The sequence below is a fragment of the Sphingobacterium sp. MYb382 genome, assembly GCF_037572665.1.
In the GTDB taxonomy this organism is placed as follows: domain Bacteria; phylum Bacteroidota; class Bacteroidia; order Sphingobacteriales; family Sphingobacteriaceae; genus Sphingobacterium.
In genome coordinates this window covers 178102-199210 of the sequence record NZ_JBBGZT010000011.1, presented here as the reverse complement: position 1 = coordinate 199210, position 21109 = coordinate 178102, and the positions used below count along the sequence as shown (strand labels likewise).

Below are 21109 nucleotides of genomic sequence, written 5' to 3'. Positions count from 1 at the left end.
AAATCTATGTTTGTAAAATCCGCTGTCTTAAAAAGTGAAGGCAACGAGCATGTCAATTAATTTAATCCCTACAAAAGGAATCAATACGCCGCCAAGGCCAAAGATTAATAAGTTGCGACGAAGCAAAGCGCTAGCGCCAATAGGCTTGTAGGCAACACCTTTAAGTGCGAGTGGAATCAACATCGGAATGATAATCGCATTGAAGATTACTGCGGCAAGAATTGCACTTTGTGGACTATGAAGCTTCATGATGTTTAATCCCTGCAACGCTGGAATAGCCGTAATAAACAATGCTGGAATGATAGCGAAGTATTTAGCCACGTCATTAGCAATACTGAAAGTCGTCAAGGTACCGCGCGTCATTAGCAGCTGTTTACCGATTTCAACAATCTCGATAAGCTTTGTAGGGTCATTATCCAAGTCTACCATGTTGCCGGCCTCTTTGGCAGCTTGCGTTCCGCTATTCATGGCAACACCCACATCGGCTTGCGCCAAAGCCGGCGCATCGTTCGTACCGTCGCCCATCATGGCAACAAGTCTACCTTCCGTCTGCTCCCGTTTGATGTAGTTCATCTTATCTTCCGGCTTCGCTTCAGCGATAAAATCATCTACCCCTGCTTTTTCAGCAATAAACTTAGCCGTCAACGGGTTGTCGCCTGTCACCATAACCGTTTTAATCCCCATCTTGCGCAAGCGCTCAAAACGCTCCTGAATACCCGTCTTGATGATATCCTGTAGTTCAATAACACCGAGAGCCACCCCATTTTGACTGACGACAAGTGGTGTACCCCCATTTTGGGCAATATTCCTAACGACCTCTTCCAGCTCGACAGGGAAACTATTGCCTGCGGCAATAACTAAAGCGCGGATAGCATCTGTTGCGCCCTTACGGATTTGCACCGCAGCATAGTCAATACCAGAACTACGCGTTTCGGCAGTAAACTTCACAAACACGGGCTCTTTAACACCATAGCGCGATGGATTAACGCCAGCAAGCTCGATAATAGACTTGCCCTCGGGTGTTTCATCCGACATAGAACTCAATACAGCGGCACGGATTAAATCGTCCTGCTCTACGCCTATAGCGGTGTGGAACTGCGTAGCTTTGCGGTTACCGATAGTAATCGTCCCTGTCTTATCCAACAGGAGCACATCGATATCTCCAGCCGTCTCTACAGCCTTACCACTTTTGGTGATAACATTAGCACGCAACGCACGGTCCATTCCTGCAATACCGATTGCTGAAAGAAGCCCTCCGATGGTTGTTGGAATTAAACAGACAAACAACGCGATAAACGAAGCAATAGTAATTTGAACACCCGCATAGTCCGCGAAAGGTTTCAAGGTCACTGTTACAATGATGAATACCAACGTAAAGCCTGCCAAGAGAATTGTTAAAGCAATCTCATTAGGTGTTTTTTGTCGACTAGCACCTTCCACTAAGGCAATCATTTTGTCTAAGAAACTCTCGCCAGGCTGCGTTGTTACGCGAACCAGTATTTTATCGGACAGCACTTTCGTACCCCCAGTAACGGAGCTTTTATCACCGCCAGCTTCCCGAATCACAGGGGCAGACTCTCCAGTAATAGCACTTTCATCGATGGTCGCCAAGCCTTCAATAATTTCACCATCCGCCGGAATGATATCCCCTGCTTCACAACGAAATACATCGTTCATCTGAAGCTGAGAAGAAGATATAATTTTTCCGTCAGCCAATCGAGCAGGCGTCTCTTCTCTTGTTTTACGTAAACTATCTGCTTGAGCTTTACCCCGCGCCTCGGCAATAGCCTCAGCGAAGTTGCCAAAGAGCAACGTTAAGAAAAGAATTAAAAAGACAGTGAAGTTATAACCAAAGCTACCTTGCGACCGTTCGCCGGTCACTATCCAAAGGCATACCATGGCCATGATAAACGTTCCTATCTCCACCGTAAACATCACAGGGTTTCGGAATAATATTTTAGGATTTAATTTCACAAAAGACTGCTTCAATGCTTGAAGCACCATCTCTCGCTGAAACAAAGATTGATTCTTACTCATCACTATATATATTTAGAAGGATAAAAGGGAAAAATGTTCAGCAATAGGGCCTAAAGCCAATGCTGGGAAAAAGGACAATGCTGCGATAATAGCAATCACCGTAAAAATCATCATACCGAATGTTGCGGTATCCGTTTTCAAGGTTCCATCCCCTTCGGGAATGTATTTCTTCTGCGCCATCAATCCAGCGATAGCCACAGGGCCAATTATCGGCAAGAAGCGCGATAATAAAAGGACAATACCCGTACTTATATTCCACCATAGCGTGTTATCGCCTAGTCCCTCAAACCCACTACCATTATTCGCAGAAGCTGAAGTATATTCATATAATATTTCACTGAAACCATGAAAACCAGGATTGTTTAAAGTAGAAGCCCCTTGCGCTGGAAAACCTGTAGCCAAACCTGCGCCAACGAGAATTAGGAAAGGATGCACCAATGCAATAATCATCGCGATTTTCATCTCGCGTGCTTCCACCTTCTTGCCGAGGAACTCAGGCGTTCTTCCCACCATTAATCCGCTGATGAAAACAGCCAAAATAATATAGATGAAGAAGTTTAATAAACCAACGCCACAACCACCATAAAAGGCATTCACCATCATAGCTAACATTTCATTCATGCCCGATAAAGGCATCGTGCTATCATGCATAGCATTTACAGAGCCCGTAGAGATAACTGTGGTGGCGATACTCCAAAAGCCAGATGCCGCAGCACCTATGCGCATCTCTTTGCCTTCCATAGCACCCAAGTTAGCGTCTACGCCCATAGCAGAAATAGCTGGATTTCCCTTCATCTCCATCAGGACATTGGGCACCATCAGTAGAAAGAAACCTACGGTCATTACCCCAAATATCACCCAAGAGAGTCTTCTTTTATTGGTAAAATAACCAAAGGCGAAAATCATAGCTAATGGAATAACAAACTGTCCAACCATCTCGGCCATATTACTGAGGTAGCTAGGGTTTTCCAATGGGTGGGCAGCATTAGCGCCAAAGAAACCTCCTCCGTTCGTGCCGATATGCTTAATGGCCACAAAAGGAGCTACAGGTCCACGTGATACGGCTACAGTATCTCCTTGAAGCGATATCATCGTGTCTTTACCTTCAAAAGTCATGGGCATCCCTGTGAACAGCAGAAAGACTGCTAACAGTAAGGATAAAGGCAACAAAATGCGGGTAGTAGATTTTATCAAATTCACATAGAAGTTACCCAAACCAGTACTATTTTTTGTACGAAAAGCCCTAAAAAGCACAACCACTGCGGCCATACCTGTTGCGGCGCTCACAAATTGTAAAAATAGTAGCCAGACCTGACCTAAGTAACTAATACCCGACTCACCCGAATAATGTTGTAAATCGCAATTGACCAAAAATGATATCGACGTATTGAATGCTAAATCGGCCGACATACTTGGGTTGGCATCTGGATTAAGAGGCAGGCTACCCTGCATCATTAAAATAATCATCGATAAAGCAAACCATACCAAGTTAATGCTCAACATGGCATACATATGCTGCTTCCATCCCATTTCTTGCGCTGGATTGATACCGCTTATGCGATAAAAAAATCGCTCTAACGGATTAAAGATTGGGTCAAGGAAGGTACGGTCGCCAGCATATACCTTAGCGATGTATTTTCCGAGCGGGATTGCTATGCCGAGCGCAAGCACGAACATGGCTATAATTCCAATGATTTCTGTATTCATTTTCTTGTTTCTTTTTCTGTACTAGGTGTTTCCTTAATGGATTTCGTTTTTTAAAAGTTCTCTGGTTTTAAGAGTACATAGCAGATGTATCCAAACACCACTAATGCGATAATAAATAGTAAGCTCATATAATTTGTATTCGTTGTTCGTTAATCTGTTTCTCATAAACTGCAATAAACAGCTTAGGCATTTTCCTGTAGAGCTCTTGCCATGCCTCTGGGGATACAAGTCGCTGGAAACTCCGTAAGGAGCGTACAAAAAGATTTTCCATCAGGTATTGCACATAGGCGTTGCCCTTAGCATGTATGCGTCCGAGATAATTTAAATGGCGACTAATTAAATCTAAATCGCCAAGAGTTTGTAACTCCCTCAAGTGATTAATTAAAGCTTGTAGCACGCCTGCAAAATTTCGCTGTCTGCGGAGCTGCTTTACTTCCATTCGTATTGCGCTAAAATGCTGTGCGATATAATAACTCGCCCTTACATAATTGAGCTTTTTCATTTTTCTTAATTTGATATGTTATGCGTGATAGAAATAACCGATAAATACATCTGCATCTTTTATTTTTTGAATCGGCAAGCGTTCTTTCTCCGACTCTTTTTTTGTTTTACTTTTTTTCATGACCTCTTTATTTGATATGCCTATACCAAAGGCTATTCCAGCAAGGGACAAAACAATGTAATCAACTAGTAAACAGATATATGCAGCTAATGCCAAAATTCAGAAAGAGCAAAAAGCTATTATAATGAAAGGCATAATTCTCAAAATGATAGGCTTTTGGAATAGCGATAGTTAGCGTAGAAAGGAATGGGAAGTGAAAAACGTATTGCGCGATTAAACCGATAAACAACGAATAATTTCAAAATGTTGCTTTTTTATACTATTTTTAGGTAATGTGATTCATCGCTAGCCCGATAGTATTGAACCTCACCAAGGAACAATCACTTAAAATTAAATGTGTGAACCAACACACATTTAAAAGGGCAAACCCCGAAAGCCTAAGATGTAGGGGGAAATAAAATCTATAAATGAATTATTATCTATCTGTTTTAAAGAAGTATGCAACATTCAATGGGCGCGCGAGAAGAAGTGAGTATTGGTACTTTTTCTTATTTAATGGTGTTATCGCCTTTGTACTAGGTTTTCTTGAAGGCCTCATTAGTATAGGGACACCTATCCTATCTTCCATCTACTCATTAGCCGTATTAATTCCTGGAATTGCCGTTGCCATTAGAAGAATGCATGATGTCGGGAAAAGTGGGTGGTTTGTATTAGTCCCTATTTACAACTTGATATTAGCATGTTCTAATGGGGAAGTTGGTGAAAATGAATTTGGACCTGACCCAAAAGTAGACGAGCAAGGTAAAGCAATATAATGTCAACCTAAAACAAGTAACGAACAAAAAGAGCAGAACAATAAATTTGTTCTGCTCTTTTTTAAGCATGATATAGCTAAAAATAGCAAATATTAAAAACTCAACACTGGAATACTGAAAATATTAGTAAACAATATTTCCTTGGCTTACTAAAGATTTAACCGGAGAAATACGGGATACAGCTTCAGCAGAGCAACTAGCGTCGAGCAATACAAAATCGGCAGCATCCCCCACTTTAGGCCATTGCTGCACACCTTTATCATCCAACGGAAGTACATTGGCCGTTGCTATTCGTAAAGCACGCGAAAGGCCGAACTCCGTAGAATAACCATAGAGCTGCGCCATGAGGTTAGCCTTTTGCAGTACACTCCCCGAGCCAAAGGTGTTCCAATGGTCAATTATGCTGTCGTTACCCGCCAATACATTCACACCATGCTTATACAGCGTAGGTATCGGCATAACCAAGGAACCAAAAGGAATAGTCGACACAATACCAACTTGTGCCTCTGCCAATTGCGCGGCAATGGATTCTTGCTGTTTGGTATCGAGCTTACCCAATACAAAAGCGTGGCTCACGAAAGTTTTACCTTTCAGCATAGGGTTTTCATTTACTTTATCGATTAAATATGTTATCGTTTTCAGTCCCGATTCACCCGACTCATGCAAGTGAATATCAATCCCCTTTTTATTATCTACAGCTAGTTGAACGGTAAAATCAAGCGTACGCTCTATAGCGCCATCAATGGTATAAGGGTCTACGCCACCGATAAAGTCAATATCCATTTGAGCAGCTTCTTTAAGGTAGGGAACCGAATCGGTGTAAAAAACACCATGCTGCGGAAATGCCACCAACTCGGCTTGAAAGCCTTTTTTCTTATTTTCGAGCGCCTTCTGTAGATTTTTTAAAGAGTCTAACTTAGAGGTAGGCTCAATATTTACGTGACTACGTGCGAAGGAAGAACCTTTCGCTTGTAGAAGCTCGATAAGCTTCTCCGCCCTATCCGTGGAGGTCTTCAACATTTCGGGCAAAATTTGCTGTTCCAGCGCAATCATACCTTTGACACCACCGGTACGTCGGCGCACTGACTTCCAAGGGCCTCCATAGAAAGTTTTGTCCAGATGGATATGCATATCTTTAAATGCAGGCAACATTAAGTAACCTTTGGCATCAATAGCATTCGTATCATTCGGCGTATTAGGCCCAATACGGGTTATTTTACCATCCTTAACGGCGATGCTAAACAAAGCTGTTTGTGTATGTACCACCTCATCTCCATCGAATTCAAATCCCGTCTCAAGACGAACATTCTTCAAGGTATATTTTTCTGCCATATTTATATTATCTATAAGCTGTGCTTCCATCGATGTTTCGTCCTGAGCCTGTAAAAAGCTTGGCAACAAAGTCATCCCTGTCAATCCTAATCCAGATTTCTTCAAAAAATCTTTACGAGAAATAGCTAATTTGTGCATTAGTGAAAATATTTTATCCAAAAATAGGTTAATATCTACGCAACAAAGTGTAGTATTTATGCTAAGTCTTGTATTATTTATCACGACTGCCCTTGCATAGATAAATTTTACAAGCATTGGAATAGAACACACAAGCGCATTGATTATAAAACACTTATCTTGTATAAAGATGTGTAAACTTAAAATAAAACAAAACATTGCGATATGTGCACTGCTTTTACTGGGTATTTCCTGTAAGGCGGAAGGACATAAGGGCATAAATGAAAACATGGAAAAAGAAAATATAGTACTCTATGTAAAGCAAAACAATATAGAAGCCACTAAAAAAGCATTGGAAGAAGGTGTGCATGTCGATACACAAGATGAAAACAAACGCTCCCTACTGCTACTTGCCACAATACAACGCTATGATGAAATGGCAGCCCTATTGGTCGCCAAAGGAGCAAACGTAAATTTGCAAGATAAAATACAAGATAGCCCTTTTCTTTATGCCGGTGCCAACGGACAGACCAGCTTGGTAAACTTATTCTTAGACCATGGAGCACGATTTGACGTGTTTAACCGCTACAATGGCACAGCCTTAATTCCAGCATGTGAACGCGGACATGTAGAAACCGTCAAAGTACTTGCGAACACCAAAGGTTTTCCCATAGACCATGTCAATCGATTGGGCTGGACTGCCCTCATGGAAGCGGTAGTCTTAGGCGATGGTTCACAAAAATATCAACAGATAATACAGTTACTTAAAGATGCAGGCGCCAACCTCAGTATTCCTGATTTTGAAGGCATCAGCCCTTTACAGCATGCTAAAAACCGCGATTTCAAAGAAATTGTGGCTATTCTATCAAAATAAATTGTCCAAAATATAGTCACAGAAGCTGAAAGATAAAGCTATCTTTCGGCTTCTTTATTTTTTTTCTTATCTTACCTAGATACTTAGGACCCAGGTGGCATGAAAAACGCGGAATACGAAGAACCCAACGTCCCCATACTCGGTATGGAGGAATTCCGAAAACACCAATTAACCGTTCCCGAGGAGCTACTCTACAACGAACTTAATGGAGCACGACAAATTCAAAAGTCTCATAAGCATGATTTTTTTATGTTGATTTTATTTGATGAAGGCGAAGGAACCCATACCATAGACTTTAGAGATTATCCTATAGCAAACAAACAGCTACATTTATTATTTCCCGGTCAGGTGCACCGTTGGGATATAGGCGATAGAACGATTGCTTCTCAACTGATGCTAGACCGTTTATTTTTTGAACGTATAGCCTCTTATTTACGCTATGCGAAAGTCAACTATACGCAACGTCCCTTAATTCCACTTTCAGAAGAGTCTTTCCAGCGATTGAAATATGAATTTGATGCCATAAAAAAAGAGCTAAAGCAAAAAGCACCGCTCAAGGAGTTAATTCATGCACGTGCGAGTGTAATTGCTAGTATCATTAGCCAAGAAGCAGAGAATCAATTTGAAGAATTCAGCATGTTTCAGTCTGACCCAAGAATTACCAAGTTCAACAGTCTGATTGAAGAGCATTATAAGACAGAAAAAGGTATCCCCTTTTATGCGGAGCAGCTGCATATATCTGCCAACTACTTAAACGTACTATGCAAGAAAAAAATGCAGGCCTCAGCTACGCAGCTGATACAGCAGCGCGTTTTGCTGGAGGCCAAGCGCCTGCTACAATCCACCGATTTATCGATTAAAGAAATTGCATACGAACTAAATTTTGTCGACCATGCTTATTTCTCCAATTTTTTTAAAAATCAAACAGGCATTACCCCCAGTGCCTTTAGAGAAAAAGGCTAACGAACAAGCATCCTTCATTAGCAACAACGATTACCCTCCTGTATTGGAGGGCAAGGTATGGTTCCATAGCTACAGAAAACACAACAGTCACCAGGTTTAGCCTTTATCAGTTCTTTACAATTGGGGCAGGTATAGAAAAACTGACAAGCATCAGTAGGCATCGTTTCCTCCTGCACTTCCCCACAATGAGGACAAGTTATTTGCGATTGTGCTATAATTCCCATGGCTTTCTTTTTCTTAAATTTACGAATTATAATATTTTTTTCTCAACCATAAACTAATCCTTACCAACAAAATAAGCACCGGAACTTCTACCAATGGACCAATTACACCAACAAAGGCTTGTGGTGAATGAATGCCAAAAACGGCAATAGCCACAGCTATAGCTAGCTCAAAATTATTACCCGTTGCGGTGAAGGCTACAGCAGCATTTTTATCATATGAGACGCCTAAAAAACGGTTGACAAAAAAGCTGATGAAAAACATCAATACGAAATAAATCACCAAAGGTACAGCAACCTTCAATACATCCAGCGGAAGCGCTAAAATTTGGTCTCCTTTGAGACTAAACATCAGCACAATGGTGAACAACAAAGCATACAGCGTGATGGGAGATATTTTAGGAATAAAACGATGGTTATACCAAGCTTGCCCCTTCGCTTTCACCAAGAAATAACGACTTAGGAAGCCCGCAAGAAAAGGAATACCCAAGTAAAACAAAACACTCTTGCCAACCTCCACTATCGATACTTGCACATCAAAATTAGCCAAGCCGAGTGCTTTGGGAATAACATTGATAAAAAGCCATACAAAAAAACTGTACGTCAACACCTGAAAGATGCTGTTTAGCGCAACGAGCAATGCCGCATATTCACGATTCCCCTTGGCAAGGTCGTTCCACACAAGCACCATCGCAATACAGCGCGCCAGCCCAATAAGGATTAAGCCCGTCATATAATCGGGTTCATGACGCATAAATAAAACGGCCAATCCAAACATCAAGAGGGTTCCCACACCCCAGTTCAAAACTAGAGAGACGGCAATCACCTTACGGTCTTTAAAAGCCTTAGGCAAAAGACCATAATCAACCTTAGCTAAAGGCGGATATAACATCAATAATAAACCAATAGCAAGTGGAATATGGGTCGTCCCAACAGTCATCCCTCCCATCAATTTAGATACCTCAGGAAAAAAATAACCTATAGCAACGCCTAAAACCATGGCGAGGAAAATCCATAAAGTTAAGAAGCGGTCTAAGAATTTTAAGCGCGGTTGCATACATTATTTTTTAATTGTGAAAAGGCATAGAAGAAGGCTGCAGCAATCTCCTCACTACGTTGTAGGTATACGTCATCCTGAAGGGAAGAGCCATCAGCACTTTTAGGGTCATCATATGGTAACGAGATACGCTTGCTTGCCCCTGCAATAAAAGGACAACCTTCGTCGGCCTGTGTGCACATCATGATAGCTGCAAAGTCAGAGGCCGGGTTAAAAGGATGGTCATATCGTTTTGAAAACCCCATAATCGGAGCCACATTCTCAGCATACTTGAAGGCATAAATAGGGTTTTCACCATCCGAAAGACGGAATAAAGAAAGCCCCTGCTTGGCCAATGTTTCAGCAACTATAGGAAAAAGAGCCGTAGCTTCCGTCCCCCCCGAATAGGAATAAACGGCTGGTATGGCGTAGTATGCGGCTGCCACCTGAGCCCATACTTGGGCTAGATGACTACGTCGCGAATTATGGGTGCAAATGAAATTAAGTCGAATAGGCAATTGACTATCCAGCTGCTGCTGCATATAGTCAATTAAAGGGCGAATGGCCATTTTGCGTTCATCAACGACAAGGTCGTCGGAAAGACGAAGAGCAATGAATTTAGTTAAGGGCGATAACATAAGCATCAATATGAGTAGTAAGCTTTAAAATTAACAACAACCAGATTCCGGATTACATCCATTCGTTGCAGAGGTCCCCAACTTAATCTTAGGTTTTAAAGTAGGAATACCGCAAGCATCCGTAGCCAAGCAAGCAGTTTTCTTGTTCTGAAGCAAGAAATGCGTCCCGTTGAAGGCTAAATCATACTTACCAATAGTATCCCGCTGGAACTCTACTTCAATCTCGGCATTTTCCATACCTAGCTGCTCTTCCGAGAGTTTAATAATATGGAGTAGTTTACCAGGCTTTAAACGATGCTCATAATCGTCCGCATTCCACAATTGGAAGTTCACGACAATCTCCTTACGGATGGTTCCGCCGCAGTCAATAAAATGCTTGTGAATCAGCCCTACCTCCGTCACATGGAAATGCTCAGGCACGAAACTACCGTCCTCCAATTGGAAAGCCACATTGTCTAAATTGGGCAAAATGTTTTTAATTTCTTCGAGTGTCATATACGTTATTTTTAAGTGTTTTATAAATCTTTATATTGCGATATTACGATGATAATGATTAAAAAAAAGGCCTAACAACAAGTGTCAACCTTTACATGCTGGGCAAAAAACAAACTAAAATGTTCTTGTATTTCTGTCCATTTCACATCATCAATACAGTAACAAACCGATTTCCCATCGATTGTACCTTTTATAATACCAATTTGTTTTAATTCCTTCAAATGCTGTGATATAGTAGCTTGTGCCAAACCTAATTCTTCAACTAAATCATTACATATACATGCTTTCTGATTGATAATATGCTGTAGAATAGCAATGCGCGCAGGATGCCCCAACACCTTGAACAAAACGGCAAGCTCGTTCTGTGCTTCTGAAAAAATGTCTGTCTTGGTAATACCCATACTTTGCTTTTTTATATATCGCAATATTACGATGTTATTTTTTAATGCACAAGAATTATTTCATTTTTTTTAACAGGCTAAAGTAAAGAAGAAGGTGCTACCTACGCCAAATTCACTTTCAACGCCAATTTGTCCGCCTTGTGCTTCCATAAATTCCTTGCTGATGCTAAGTCCTAAACCAGTACCCTCTTTCTTAGTTCCAGGCACCCGAAAATAGCGTTCAAATATTTTATCTAAAAACTCATGCTGTATCCCTTGACCATGGTCACGAACAGTAAACCTGATGGTCCTTCCCTCCAGGAACTCGACATCAAGGTCAACCACAGCGTGGTCGTGCGAATAGCGGATAGCATTGGAAATCAAGTTAGTCAACACCCAAGCCGTTTTCTCACTATCGGCCTGAACATTCGTTACCGCATTGTCCATATGCAGGTTCAAGGAAATACCTTTTTGCTCCGCGGCCACCTTATTGGCCTGCACCGCATAGTCAATAATAGGTTTTACAGGCACAGAAAGCATTTTTATCTGAATCAAACCACTCTCTAGCTGTGTAACATTCAGCAATTCGGCAGTTATCGCCAATAGGCGTTTCGTATCTTCCTTAACCCCCTGAAGCAATTCCCTTTGTTCACTATTTAAAGCTCCCGTACGCTCATTCTCCAAAAGCTGCATGCTCATCTGTATCGAGGCTATAGGTGTTTTAAATTCGTGCGAAATGGTCCCCATAAAATTGGTCTTGGCGAGGTCTAACTCTTTAAACGGCGTTATATTGCGTAGCAAAATAACCTGTCCAATAAACTTAGCCTCTTGTTCACCTGTGGGCACCACGTTGATAGCTACAACATCCTTCTCAAAGTAGCTCTCCTTGCCATCGGCATATATTTTTAAAGCTTCTACTTTAGCATTCTTCTCCTTCGGATGGAAAATATCCTTGCTTATATCACGTATAAGGTCATTTTTCAACGCTACATTTTGAATTTGCTGACCTACAAAATCAATTTTCTTCAACCCAGATATCGTTAGCGCCTCCTCATTAGCGAAAAGCACTTTTCCATGCTCATCAATACCAATTACAGGGTCGTGTAGGTTGTCTATCAAGGTTTCAATACGTTTTTTACCTTGTAAAATCTTTTCTAGTTTACTCTCCGCATATTCCTCCAGCTTTTCCGCCATCGTATTAAACGACTGGGCAAGGTCGCCAAATTCATTGCCCCCTTTAAAGTAAACACGTTTTTTATAATTCTGCCCCGCAATTTCCTTAATACTAGCTGTAAGCTCCCGTATAGGATTAGCAATATTTGAAGGTAGATTTACCAGCAAAATAAAAGCCACCATAAAACATAAAGTTCCGGTTACAGAGATAACGAGAATCGCATTTTCAGCCGTGTTGTCTGCAACATCACTCTTGCGTTCAATAGCCTCCATATTTAGGCGCATCAGCTCCGAAAGGTCACGACGTATACTAGAAATAGCAGAATTATCATCTGGAGAGGCCTTCAATTGCGCAAAATGCTGAGCCAACTGCGCTGTTACAGCATCTTCACCCTTTTCCGTGGCATTAAGCTTTTGCTTATCAAGACTCAACTGAAAACGATTAAAAGCAGCAGCATCTTGGCCCACATCCTCCAAAGCCAGCAACATACTGCGTGCATACTGCAATGTATTGTAGTTAGCGGCCAAAATATTGTTGGTATCGCGTTTCAACTGTGTAACGTATAAGCCACTCAAAGCGGCCAAAGTAAGAATCATCAAAAAGAGAATCCCCACCCCTATATTTAGTTTCGTTTTAATGCGCATTTTCTATTCTTATTAAGTGAAGATTAGGAACTAAAGATAATTAAATCTATATCTTCTTTAGACAAAGTATTAAGTAAAGTCCGAAACGTGTCCGTTGCCAAAATCACCTTCATCCATGTCAAATGGGGCTTCCCCATGCATACAGTCGTAATCTTATGTTCTTCACACTCTTTGATTATAGCCTTAGCAATGCTAGTAGCCTTTACCTTTATAATTTCGGCTCCGAGTTCCGTCGCAAGACGCAGGTTATTAAGCAAGTACCGTTGTTTATTTAAAGCGATTTTAGTCGTCGATTCCTTCGGCGTTTGCACATAAAGCACAAACCATTTGCTATTGTAATAGTTTGCCAAGCGAGCCGTTTTACGAATTATAGTCTTTGCTGCCTTTTCATTCGAACTTATGCAGGCCAGAAAACGCTCTTTCTTCACACTACGACTTAAAACTACCTCCGTCTCTACTTTCCGCTGCACCTGCGAAGCTACTTCCTTCAGGGCGAGTTCACGAAGCTGCAAGATATGGTCACTCTTAAAGAAATTAGCCAATGCAGCGGCAATTTTCGTGGCGTCATATATTTTACCATCCTTTAATCGTCCAATTAGCTCCTCGGCCGTTAAATCGATATTGACAACCTCATCAGCCTCCGCCAACATGCGGTCGGGAATACGCTCTTTAACGTCGATACTTGTAATTTCGAGCACCTCGTCATGAAGGCTTTCAATATGCTGAATGTTGACCGCACTAATCACGTTGATTCCAGCCTCTAAAATATCCAACACATCAAGCCAGCGTTTTTCATTTTTGCTACCTTCAATGTTGCTGTGCGCAAGCTCATCGACGATTACCACCTCAGGACGTAAGTTTATAATCGCCTGCAAATCCAGCTCCTCCAACTCCTTACCTTTGTAAAAAAGACTGCGACGCGGAATAATAGGCAATCCATCCAGCAAAGCCACCGTCTCCGCACGATTATGCGTTTCTACATAACCAATCTTCACGTCAATCCCATTGCGAAGCAAAGCATGTGCTTCTTGCAGCATACGGTACGTCTTTCCTACGCCAGCGCTCATACCGATATAAAGCTTAAACTTTCCGCGACGAGACCTTTGGATTAAGTCCAAAAAATGAGCCGCGCTTTTACGTTCCTCCATAATGGATTACAATTTCTCAAAGAAATTAACACTGCCAAAAAGTAAGGCAAAACATACCAGACCAAGCGCTACTAAAATTATCGTTATCATAGTTTTATATTTTATACGAAATAGCCTATGCCAAAAGATGTGCCTAAAGCGCAACAAACATAACAAAACACTCATTAACAACCACTTTAGCCAATTTACACCATCAACACAAACCGTAAAACCTATCAAAATGAGAAGCTTGTTATCAATTTGAATTGTATGTCAAATACAGAATGGCTTTGTTTTGTAAGAATTATTCATGTACTCCTAGACTCAATGAAAATTCGTATCTTAAGGATTCCATAAACCATAAAACCTATTTAATTATGTATAATACTGAAACCCCTATTTGTAATATCCATCATGGCAGAAATGTAAAGCGTTTCCGAGAAATGCTGGGTATTAAATCAGAAACCCTAGTTCAAGATTTAGGCCAAGACTGGAACCAGCAAAAGATATCCTTACTGGAACAGAAAGAAAACATTGAGAGCTCCATTCTGCAACAAATCGCTACGATTCTTAAAATCCCAGTAGAGGCTATTCAGAATTTCAATGAAGAGCAGGCTATCAATGTTATCTCCAATACAATAAATAATAATGACAATGCTACAATGACAAATCCTGCGGTATTTAATTATCAGCCGAGTTTTAATCCTTTAGATAAAATGGTAGAGCTTTACGAACGTATGCTAGAGCAACAAAAAGAATTGATTGAAAAATTAGAAAAGATAATCAACAAATAATCTGGGCGTTCCCCTTTGGGGCGGGCTTTCCGCTACAAGTCCTCATTTTGCTGCGCTCCATTGCGGGCTTTTCGCTGCTATCCCTAACGCTACCGTTCACCTTCCTTCAGCCAAACGGAAATCGAATATCTTATTTTAAGCTTCCCTAAAAATGCTATCTCTTATGAAAAGTAAAATGAGTACAACTCCCCAAATCCATCACGGCAAAAATGTGAAGCGTTTCCGTCAACTACTGGGTGTTAAACCAGAAGATATAGCCTACAAATTGGGCGAAGACTGTAACCAAGAGAAATTATTATTAATATAAAATCATAAAAAAATAGACACTTCTGTACTACAACAATTTGCTGATGCTCTCAAAATACCTGTAGAGGCTATTCAGAATTTTAGTGAAATACAACCGACAAATATCATAGGAAACACTTTTGGTGATAATGCATTTGTTGGAAATACGAATTCGACCTTTAATATCAATCCCTTGGATGAGTTAAAAAAATTGCACGAAGAAAAGATAGCACTTTATGAGCGTATGCTCAAAGAAAAGGATGAGATGATGATAAAATTCGAAACGCTACTTAAAAAATAATCTGGGCATTCCCCTTTGGGACGGGCTTTTGGCTGCTATCCCTAACGCAAGTCAATGTTGTAGCATTTCGAGCAACTCCTTTAAACAGCAATATACCTATTTTAAAAACGTATTTTATTAACTCAATATTTTATACTCATCTATTTTGCGGTATAGAGTAGCCACACCAATCTCCAACAAGCGAGCAGCTTCAGCTTTATTTCCTCCTGTATGATTCAATATTTTTTGAATATGCAGCTTCTCAGCACTCGCCATTGAAAAGGCTGAGAACACTTTCCCCTCCGTCTTAGCATATTGCAAATCAAGCGGCAACGTATCGACATCTAAAGTATCAGCCTCGGCCAATATAACGCTACGCTCAATAACATTTCGAAGCTCCCTTATATTTCCTTTCCAATTGTTCGCCTCTAGCGCTTTAATATATTCATCAGTTAGGCGAAAAGGTTTCCGATTACTTTTTAGTGCGAAGAAATTAGCATAATAATCGGCTAAGGCTTTAATATCTTCTTTACGGTCCTTCAAGGCAGGCAAGTGAATACTAAAAACCGACAGACGGTAAAACAAGTCAGAACGGAAATGTTCATTTTCGATTTCCGTCTCTAGATTACGATTGGTTGCAGCAATAATTCGCACGCTCACCTTCTTCGGTTTGACTTCCCCGACAGGGATAAACTCGCCAGTTTCTAAAACACGTAGAATTTTAGCTTGCAATTCTATAGCCATCTCTCCAATTTCATCCAAAAACAGCGTACCTAGATGAGCCTCCTCAAAGAGTCCTTTTTGGTCACGCATAGCGCCAGTAAAAGCACCGGCTTTATGTCCAAAAAGCTCGCTCTCTAACAAATCTTTACTAAAGGCAGAGCAATTGACGGCAACGAAGCTAAAAGTATGACGGCCACTGGCTTGATGAATAGCCTGTGCAAAGACCTCCTTACCTGTTCCCGTCTCCCCCGTTAACAATACTGTCGTATCACTTCCAGCAACCTTTTGAGCTAAAGAAATAGCCTGCTGAATGCTCTTAGACTTACCTATAATCTTGTCGAATGAATGTTTTTCGCCGAGCTGCTTTTGGAGCTGCTGGACTTTTTTATTTAAAGCTCCCTTTTCAGCGGCTTTGTACAAAAGAGGCACAATTTTATTATTGTCATCCCCTTTCGTGATATAATCAAAAGCACCATTTTTTATAGCCTGTACCCCATCAGGGATATTGCCGTAGGCGGTCAATAAGATAACTTCAATGGCTGGATAGCGTTCACGAATTAGCTTGGCGGTATCAACACCATTACCATCGGGCAACTTAACATCACACAGTACCACATCAATAGCCTCTTGTTCCAATTTTTTTAATCCGATTTTGATTGTCGAAGCCTCCACTACATCAAATCCTTCTAGCTGAATAATCCGCGCTAGTAGCCCACGTAGCTTCTCTTCATCATCGATAATAAGTACCTTAACCATAGTTAATCTAATTTTGCTATTTCCCTATAGGCAACTTAAAATCCGTGCCAAATGGACCTTAAAGCAAAGTAAACTTATTTAAAGGATAAAATAATGGATTTACCAAAAATAAAGTTGGCAAGCCTTAGTAAACAAAAGAAATATGTTTTTTTGTGTTAAGTATAAAAATACTTAACGAATGACAGTCACGTAACCTTTCATCACACGCGATTTATAGTTGGCACCTTCAATTTCTAAAATATAGAAATAAGTACCATCATTTAAACCATCTGCGGTCCAGTTATTATTGTACTGTTCAGCATGATAAACTTCGTTGCCATAACGTGTATAGATACGTAAACGGCGTTTATTAAAGATTTCTAAACCTTTAATAACAAAAGCATCATTCTTACCATCACCATTAGGCGTGATAACATTAGGAATAAAGAGGAAGAGAATCTTAACCTCAGATTTTGCTTGATTATTGGATAAATTGCGGTCCGTCTCTTTGGTCTCTACTTTAGCCATAGTTATCGCTTGACCATCAGCCTGACCACTTACCGACAACCAAATAGATAACGACTCTTTAGCAGCTAGTTTAGGAACCTTCCACAACACTTGTCGTCTTGCTGCAATATAGGTCAACTCACCAATGTATGAGCCTACAGGAGCAATATATTCCAGCTCACGCGGTATATCAAAAGTGACAAGCAGTTCAGTAGCCTCGTTGTCACCATTGTTAAGAATCATTAACTGATAATTGAACGGACGTCCAAGTTCTGCCGTACGCACCTCCGGAAGATTACGTATTTCAACATCGACGGTAATATCGCGCCCTTGCGGGTCTAATGTTATCTCGACAGGGTCCGACACATCCGAATCACAGCCATCGCCCAAGGCAATAACTGTATAAATACCAGGCTCCGTAACCACCAAGCGTTGGTCATGATGACCATTCAGCGGTTCGTTATTACGAAACCAAATATAGGATATAGCATGGGTGGCATCGGCACGTAAAGTGACCTTTTTACCTTTAACAATATGCAAAGTCTGCCCCTGCTGTGCTACTGTTTCTTGGGTAAGAAACAGCAATACAGTTAAGAGCAAGCTCATATATAGGGACAGACTACGCATATCGGTTAATCGAATTTGTTTAACAAAGATTAGTCTTTAACATCTTCGATTGTAATATGTGGTTTACCTGGCGTAGGCGTAACAGCTAATACAAGATCTGTACCAGCAGCATCCTTCGCAAATGCTCTATAGATTGCATAGGTACGATGACGATCTGTTGGCGACTCAACACCTTTACCTACACCTCTATCTTTCAAGGTATACTCTACCTCCACAAAAAGCTTGTACTTACCAAACTCTTTAAGCTGTGGCGCAAAATCCTCTATAGCTCCAGCAACACTCGTTAGTGCCGTTGGTGTTTGCAATGTTACACCTGTAACAGTAGTAGGAACAGCCGTTTTAGCAGTCGCTTCTGAAAACGGATACGTGTAAACGTTTGATCCCGGTGCAGACTCCACACCTTTCACTGCATACCAGTTGTATTTAACTTCGAAAGCTGAAGCTGCTGGATTAGTTAAGTCTGTATTTTCAAAAGCATAAGTCGTTGCTACCTTTAACTTACTTTGTGTATTTGTACCTTCTGTCTCCGATTCACAGTACTGGAATCCTGTAGTTCCACTCGGCAGAACACCAGTAGCCGTTATTTTTAAAGTAGGAAGTACGTAAACAACATAAATCTCTTCTTTAACAACACATAATTCCGTTTCTGGAATACCATCTGGATTGACAACCCCTTGCACTTTGAAATAATGAAATCCTTCTGTCAAGTTTGTTAACGTTAGTTTGTTGGATACGCCTGGTGTAGCGTTTTTCACAGCGTAACCACCTGCAGCAAGGTTGGTGTTAAATGCCGTACCTGCTGCTGCTGCTGTACCAGCAGTTCCCATATAGAACCAATTATAGTCTGTAAATTTACGAGCTGTTCTACCAGTAGCACCTGTAACATCCGTTAAATCCTCATTCTCACTGGCTACCAACGTAAATCCTGGCTTAGTAGTCGGATCGTAAAATAAGACAACATTAGAATTTTCATAGGCTGGCACTAAACTAGAGCCTAATGCGGTTCCTCTATTGGCAGCAACACTGGAGCTTCCTGGACCAAGATTTACAGGACCTTTCGGAATGGTACCTGTACCAACACTTGTTTGAGCTTGCGCAACGCTGCCAAGTCCTCCGCAAAGCAAGAGCACCGCAAGCGCGATTTTGAATTTTTGAATTTTTGTTTTCATTTTAATAAGCTTTAATTGTTTTGTTATTTTTTTGTTTTCTTTTATTTCATGTTAATTAATTACATTTTGAATGGTTAAATGGGGTTTGCCGGGTAGTGGTAAAACATGCGCGACGACCAACCTTCGAAAAGAAGGGCAGTTCGTTTCTTTATCGACGGCCTCAATATAATAGGTTCCTGAAGTGGCTACTTGTGATGAAGCCAATGCTGTTCCTCCCGTCTCCACGGTATAATATTTATAGGTATAATGCACCAAGTCCATCTCATCAATCGCATTCTTTAAGTCTACAACTTCACAAGCCGTTAACTTGCTTTTCAACTGTTCTTCAGGAAATAAACCTAAATAGCTCGATCTACTCACCTCATACACCCTTAATGTTTTTAGTGCCGTAACCGTATTATTCATGCGAATATCAATCCGATCAAAAGCCACATCCACCTTGGCCAGAAATGACACTTTTTTTGAGCCTGTCGTTAATAAACGTAGATCTAAAAACTGACTGGCTTGAACTGCAGGACCTACCGGTTTATCGTATAAATAGGGTTGAATGGAAAATCCGGAGAGCAAACTAAGCGTAAGCAACAAACCCCCAGGGTCTTCTAGAACAAGCTTCACTAATTGAGTTCGTTTATTTGCCGCTGAAAAAACAGGTTGTATAAAGGCGTTATTGAGTGCGCCTACGATAACGGTCATTAATGCAAATTGATTGGGATTGTTGTTTAAGACATGATATGCTTTATCGACATTAACGAGGGAACCTAACAAATTGAGCGTCCCGGAGGATACACCGTACAAGACGTCTATTGGAATATTAGCATCGCTACAAGGGATGGAACCGGTTGCATTCTCCACAATATAAGCGTGATACACATTGGTTGATAGGGCAAGACCCAAAATTCCACTCAATGAAACATAGACTCCGTTGAAAGCTACGTCAGGCTTCATCGTTATTTCGACAGTACCATAACCGCTCAACAGAGCAAGTAGATTGTTTCCGTTATATATTTCCTTCTGCGTTGCTGTTACAGCACCTAAGAAACCAGTATTTAGATTCGTAAAACTACCTACACTGATACCTGATGCTACTGCCAAAAGCGACTGTGGCAGAGATAGCTTTACTGTAACCTCTGTTCCTGCAGCCAACGTTCGTTTATTGGCATGCGAACCATCTGTTGTAAATTCTAAAAATTGTGTTGTCGTCCCTAATCCGAGTAAACTAATACCTATGGCTATTGATGTACTATCCCTAAGTTTTTCAGGAGCGGTTGTAATTGCATTTAATGGATTGGTAACAGACCCTAATAAACCGACACTATGCATTTGAAAATTAGCATAAGTTCTTTTCTTAAATGTTTGTCCATGGACAATGTCCACCACTCCTGTAGAGAGTAGCGAAATTAAAAGGAAGTAAAACCAAACTAACTTTGTCTTTGTCATAGATCAATGTGCTGAAACTGGATAATGGTTAAAACCAGATTCAGAAAAATTATTTCATAATAAACAATTAGCCCACAATTATTAACAATCGATTAAAATTATTGTTTACGAAAATAGAAATATTTTTATTGTTTTTCGATTAACTTGAAATTATTTAATAAATAAATTAATCAAAACAATATATTAACAAGTGACAAATTAGCTATTAATTTATTAAAAAAGCAACAAAACAATGTCCACCCCACTTAGGACAATTATTTAAGTATCAATTGTATTAAAATAGTTTTCTTGAAATGATAATGAAATTTTATTAATCAAAAAGAGATAGCAGCACTACATTAAAATAATATAAGTTAAATCACATAACACGCAAAAGGAATAACGTTAAGGTAATATAAAACTAACGAAGAGGGTAAATCCCAGTCCAAAA

General features: G+C 40.5%; 21 protein-coding genes. 5 read left to right on the top strand and 16 right to left on the bottom strand.

Annotated elements, in window-relative coordinates:
* Window positions 1-27: 27 nt before the first annotated feature.
* The 4 genes from kdpB to WH223_RS05135 form a co-directional block, all read right to left on the bottom strand.
* Window positions 28-2037: a potassium-transporting ATPase subunit KdpB gene (gene kdpB, locus WH223_RS05150; RefSeq protein WP_340046470.1), complete on the bottom strand. Its 2010-nt coding sequence runs from the start codon at window positions 2035-2037 to the stop codon at window positions 28-30.
* Window positions 2038-2049: 12 nt separating this feature from the next.
* The gene (kdpA, locus tag WH223_RS05145; RefSeq protein ID WP_340046469.1) at window positions 2050-3744 is read right to left on the bottom strand and encodes a potassium-transporting ATPase subunit KdpA; all 1695 of its coding nucleotides are present in this window, start codon (window positions 3742-3744) and stop codon (window positions 2050-2052) included.
* A 124-nt stretch (window positions 3745-3868) separates the two neighbouring features.
* The gene (locus tag WH223_RS05140) at window positions 3869-4246 is read right to left on the bottom strand and encodes a DUF7674 family protein (protein ID WP_340046468.1); all 378 of its coding nucleotides are present in this window, start codon (window positions 4244-4246) and stop codon (window positions 3869-3871) included.
* 18 nt (window positions 4247-4264) lie between these two features.
* Entirely contained in the window at window positions 4265-4462 is a 198-nt protein-coding gene (locus tag WH223_RS05135) for a hypothetical protein (RefSeq protein ID WP_340046467.1), read from the bottom strand.
* 311 nt (window positions 4463-4773) lie between these two features.
* On the opposite strand from WH223_RS05135, the gene WH223_RS05130 reads away from it, so the two are divergent.
* The gene (locus WH223_RS05130; RefSeq protein ID WP_340046466.1) at window positions 4774-5121 is read left to right on the top strand and encodes a DUF805 domain-containing protein; all 348 of its coding nucleotides are present in this window, start codon (window positions 4774-4776) and stop codon (window positions 5119-5121) included.
* Between the two features lie 123 nt (window positions 5122-5244).
* Here WH223_RS05130 and WH223_RS05125 read toward each other — a convergent pair whose 3' ends face one another.
* On the bottom strand, window positions 5245-6591 hold the full coding sequence (locus WH223_RS05125; RefSeq protein WP_340046465.1) for an amidohydrolase family protein: 1347 nt from the start codon (window positions 6589-6591) through the stop codon (window positions 5245-5247).
* Window positions 6592-6859: 268 nt separating this feature from the next.
* Between WH223_RS05125 and WH223_RS05120 the strand changes: the two genes are divergently transcribed.
* Complete coding sequence (locus WH223_RS05120; RefSeq protein ID WP_340046464.1) at window positions 6860-7444, top strand: ankyrin repeat domain-containing protein; 585 nt, start codon at window positions 6860-6862, stop codon at window positions 7442-7444.
* 99 nt (window positions 7445-7543) lie between these two features.
* Window positions 7544-8407: an AraC family transcriptional regulator gene (locus tag WH223_RS05115; protein WP_340046463.1), complete on the top strand. Its 864-nt coding sequence runs from the start codon at window positions 7544-7546 to the stop codon at window positions 8405-8407.
* 17 nt (window positions 8408-8424) lie between these two features.
* On the opposite strand, the gene WH223_RS05110 is transcribed toward WH223_RS05115, so the two are convergent.
* From WH223_RS05110 to WH223_RS05080, 7 genes are all read right to left on the bottom strand, one after another.
* On the bottom strand, window positions 8425-8631 hold the full coding sequence (locus WH223_RS05110) for a GDCCVxC domain-containing (seleno)protein (protein ID WP_340046462.1): 207 nt from the start codon (window positions 8629-8631) through the stop codon (window positions 8425-8427).
* Window positions 8632-8650: 19 nt separating this feature from the next.
* On the bottom strand, window positions 8651-9685 hold the full coding sequence (arsB, locus tag WH223_RS05105) for an ACR3 family arsenite efflux transporter (protein ID WP_340046461.1): 1035 nt from the start codon (window positions 9683-9685) through the stop codon (window positions 8651-8653).
* On the bottom strand, window positions 9670-10302 hold the full coding sequence (locus tag WH223_RS05100; protein WP_340046460.1) for a protein-tyrosine-phosphatase: 633 nt from the start codon (window positions 10300-10302) through the stop codon (window positions 9670-9672). The genes arsB and WH223_RS05100 overlap by 16 nt, the downstream gene beginning before the upstream one ends.
* Before the next feature lie 30 nt (window positions 10303-10332).
* Window positions 10333-10797, bottom strand: a complete 465-nt coding sequence (locus WH223_RS05095) for a DUF6428 family protein (RefSeq protein WP_340046459.1) — start codon at window positions 10795-10797, stop codon at window positions 10333-10335.
* A gap of 71 nt (window positions 10798-10868) precedes the next feature.
* Window positions 10869-11198, bottom strand: a complete 330-nt coding sequence (locus WH223_RS05090; protein WP_340046458.1) for an ArsR/SmtB family transcription factor — start codon at window positions 11196-11198, stop codon at window positions 10869-10871.
* Window positions 11199-11267: 69 nt separating this feature from the next.
* Window positions 11268-12995 carry a sensor histidine kinase gene (locus WH223_RS05085; protein WP_340046457.1) on the bottom strand — a complete coding sequence of 576 codons (1728 nt, stop codon included), beginning with the start codon at window positions 12993-12995 and terminating at the stop codon, window positions 11268-11270.
* 23 nt (window positions 12996-13018) lie between these two features.
* The gene (locus WH223_RS05080) at window positions 13019-14143 is read right to left on the bottom strand and encodes a sensor protein KdpD (RefSeq protein ID WP_340046456.1); all 1125 of its coding nucleotides are present in this window, start codon (window positions 14141-14143) and stop codon (window positions 13019-13021) included.
* Window positions 14144-14499: 356 nt separating this feature from the next.
* Between WH223_RS05080 and WH223_RS05075 the strand changes: the two genes are divergently transcribed.
* Window positions 14500-14916, top strand: a complete 417-nt coding sequence (locus tag WH223_RS05075) for an XRE family transcriptional regulator (protein ID WP_340046455.1) — start codon at window positions 14500-14502, stop codon at window positions 14914-14916.
* A gap of 163 nt (window positions 14917-15079) precedes the next feature.
* Window positions 15080-15223 carry a hypothetical protein gene (locus tag WH223_RS05070; RefSeq protein ID WP_340046454.1) on the top strand — a complete coding sequence of 48 codons (144 nt, stop codon included), beginning with the start codon at window positions 15080-15082 and terminating at the stop codon, window positions 15221-15223.
* Window positions 15224-15619: 396 nt separating this feature from the next.
* Here the strand turns inward: WH223_RS05070 and WH223_RS05065 are convergent, their stop codons facing one another.
* The 4 genes from WH223_RS05065 to WH223_RS05050 form a co-directional block, all read right to left on the bottom strand.
* On the bottom strand, window positions 15620-16960 hold the full coding sequence (locus WH223_RS05065; RefSeq protein WP_340046453.1) for a sigma-54-dependent transcriptional regulator: 1341 nt from the start codon (window positions 16958-16960) through the stop codon (window positions 15620-15622).
* Window positions 16961-17131: 171 nt separating this feature from the next.
* On the bottom strand, window positions 17132-18052 hold the full coding sequence (locus WH223_RS05060) for a gliding motility-associated C-terminal domain-containing protein (RefSeq protein ID WP_340046452.1): 921 nt from the start codon (window positions 18050-18052) through the stop codon (window positions 17132-17134).
* A gap of 50 nt (window positions 18053-18102) precedes the next feature.
* A complete protein-coding gene (locus WH223_RS05055; RefSeq protein ID WP_340046451.1) occupies window positions 18103-19242 on the bottom strand; it encodes a hypothetical protein in 1140 nt (379 codons plus the stop codon).
* A gap of 51 nt (window positions 19243-19293) precedes the next feature.
* Window positions 19294-20679, bottom strand: a complete 1386-nt coding sequence (locus WH223_RS05050; RefSeq protein WP_340046450.1) for a hypothetical protein — start codon at window positions 20677-20679, stop codon at window positions 19294-19296.
* Window positions 20680-21109 lie beyond the last annotated feature (430 nt).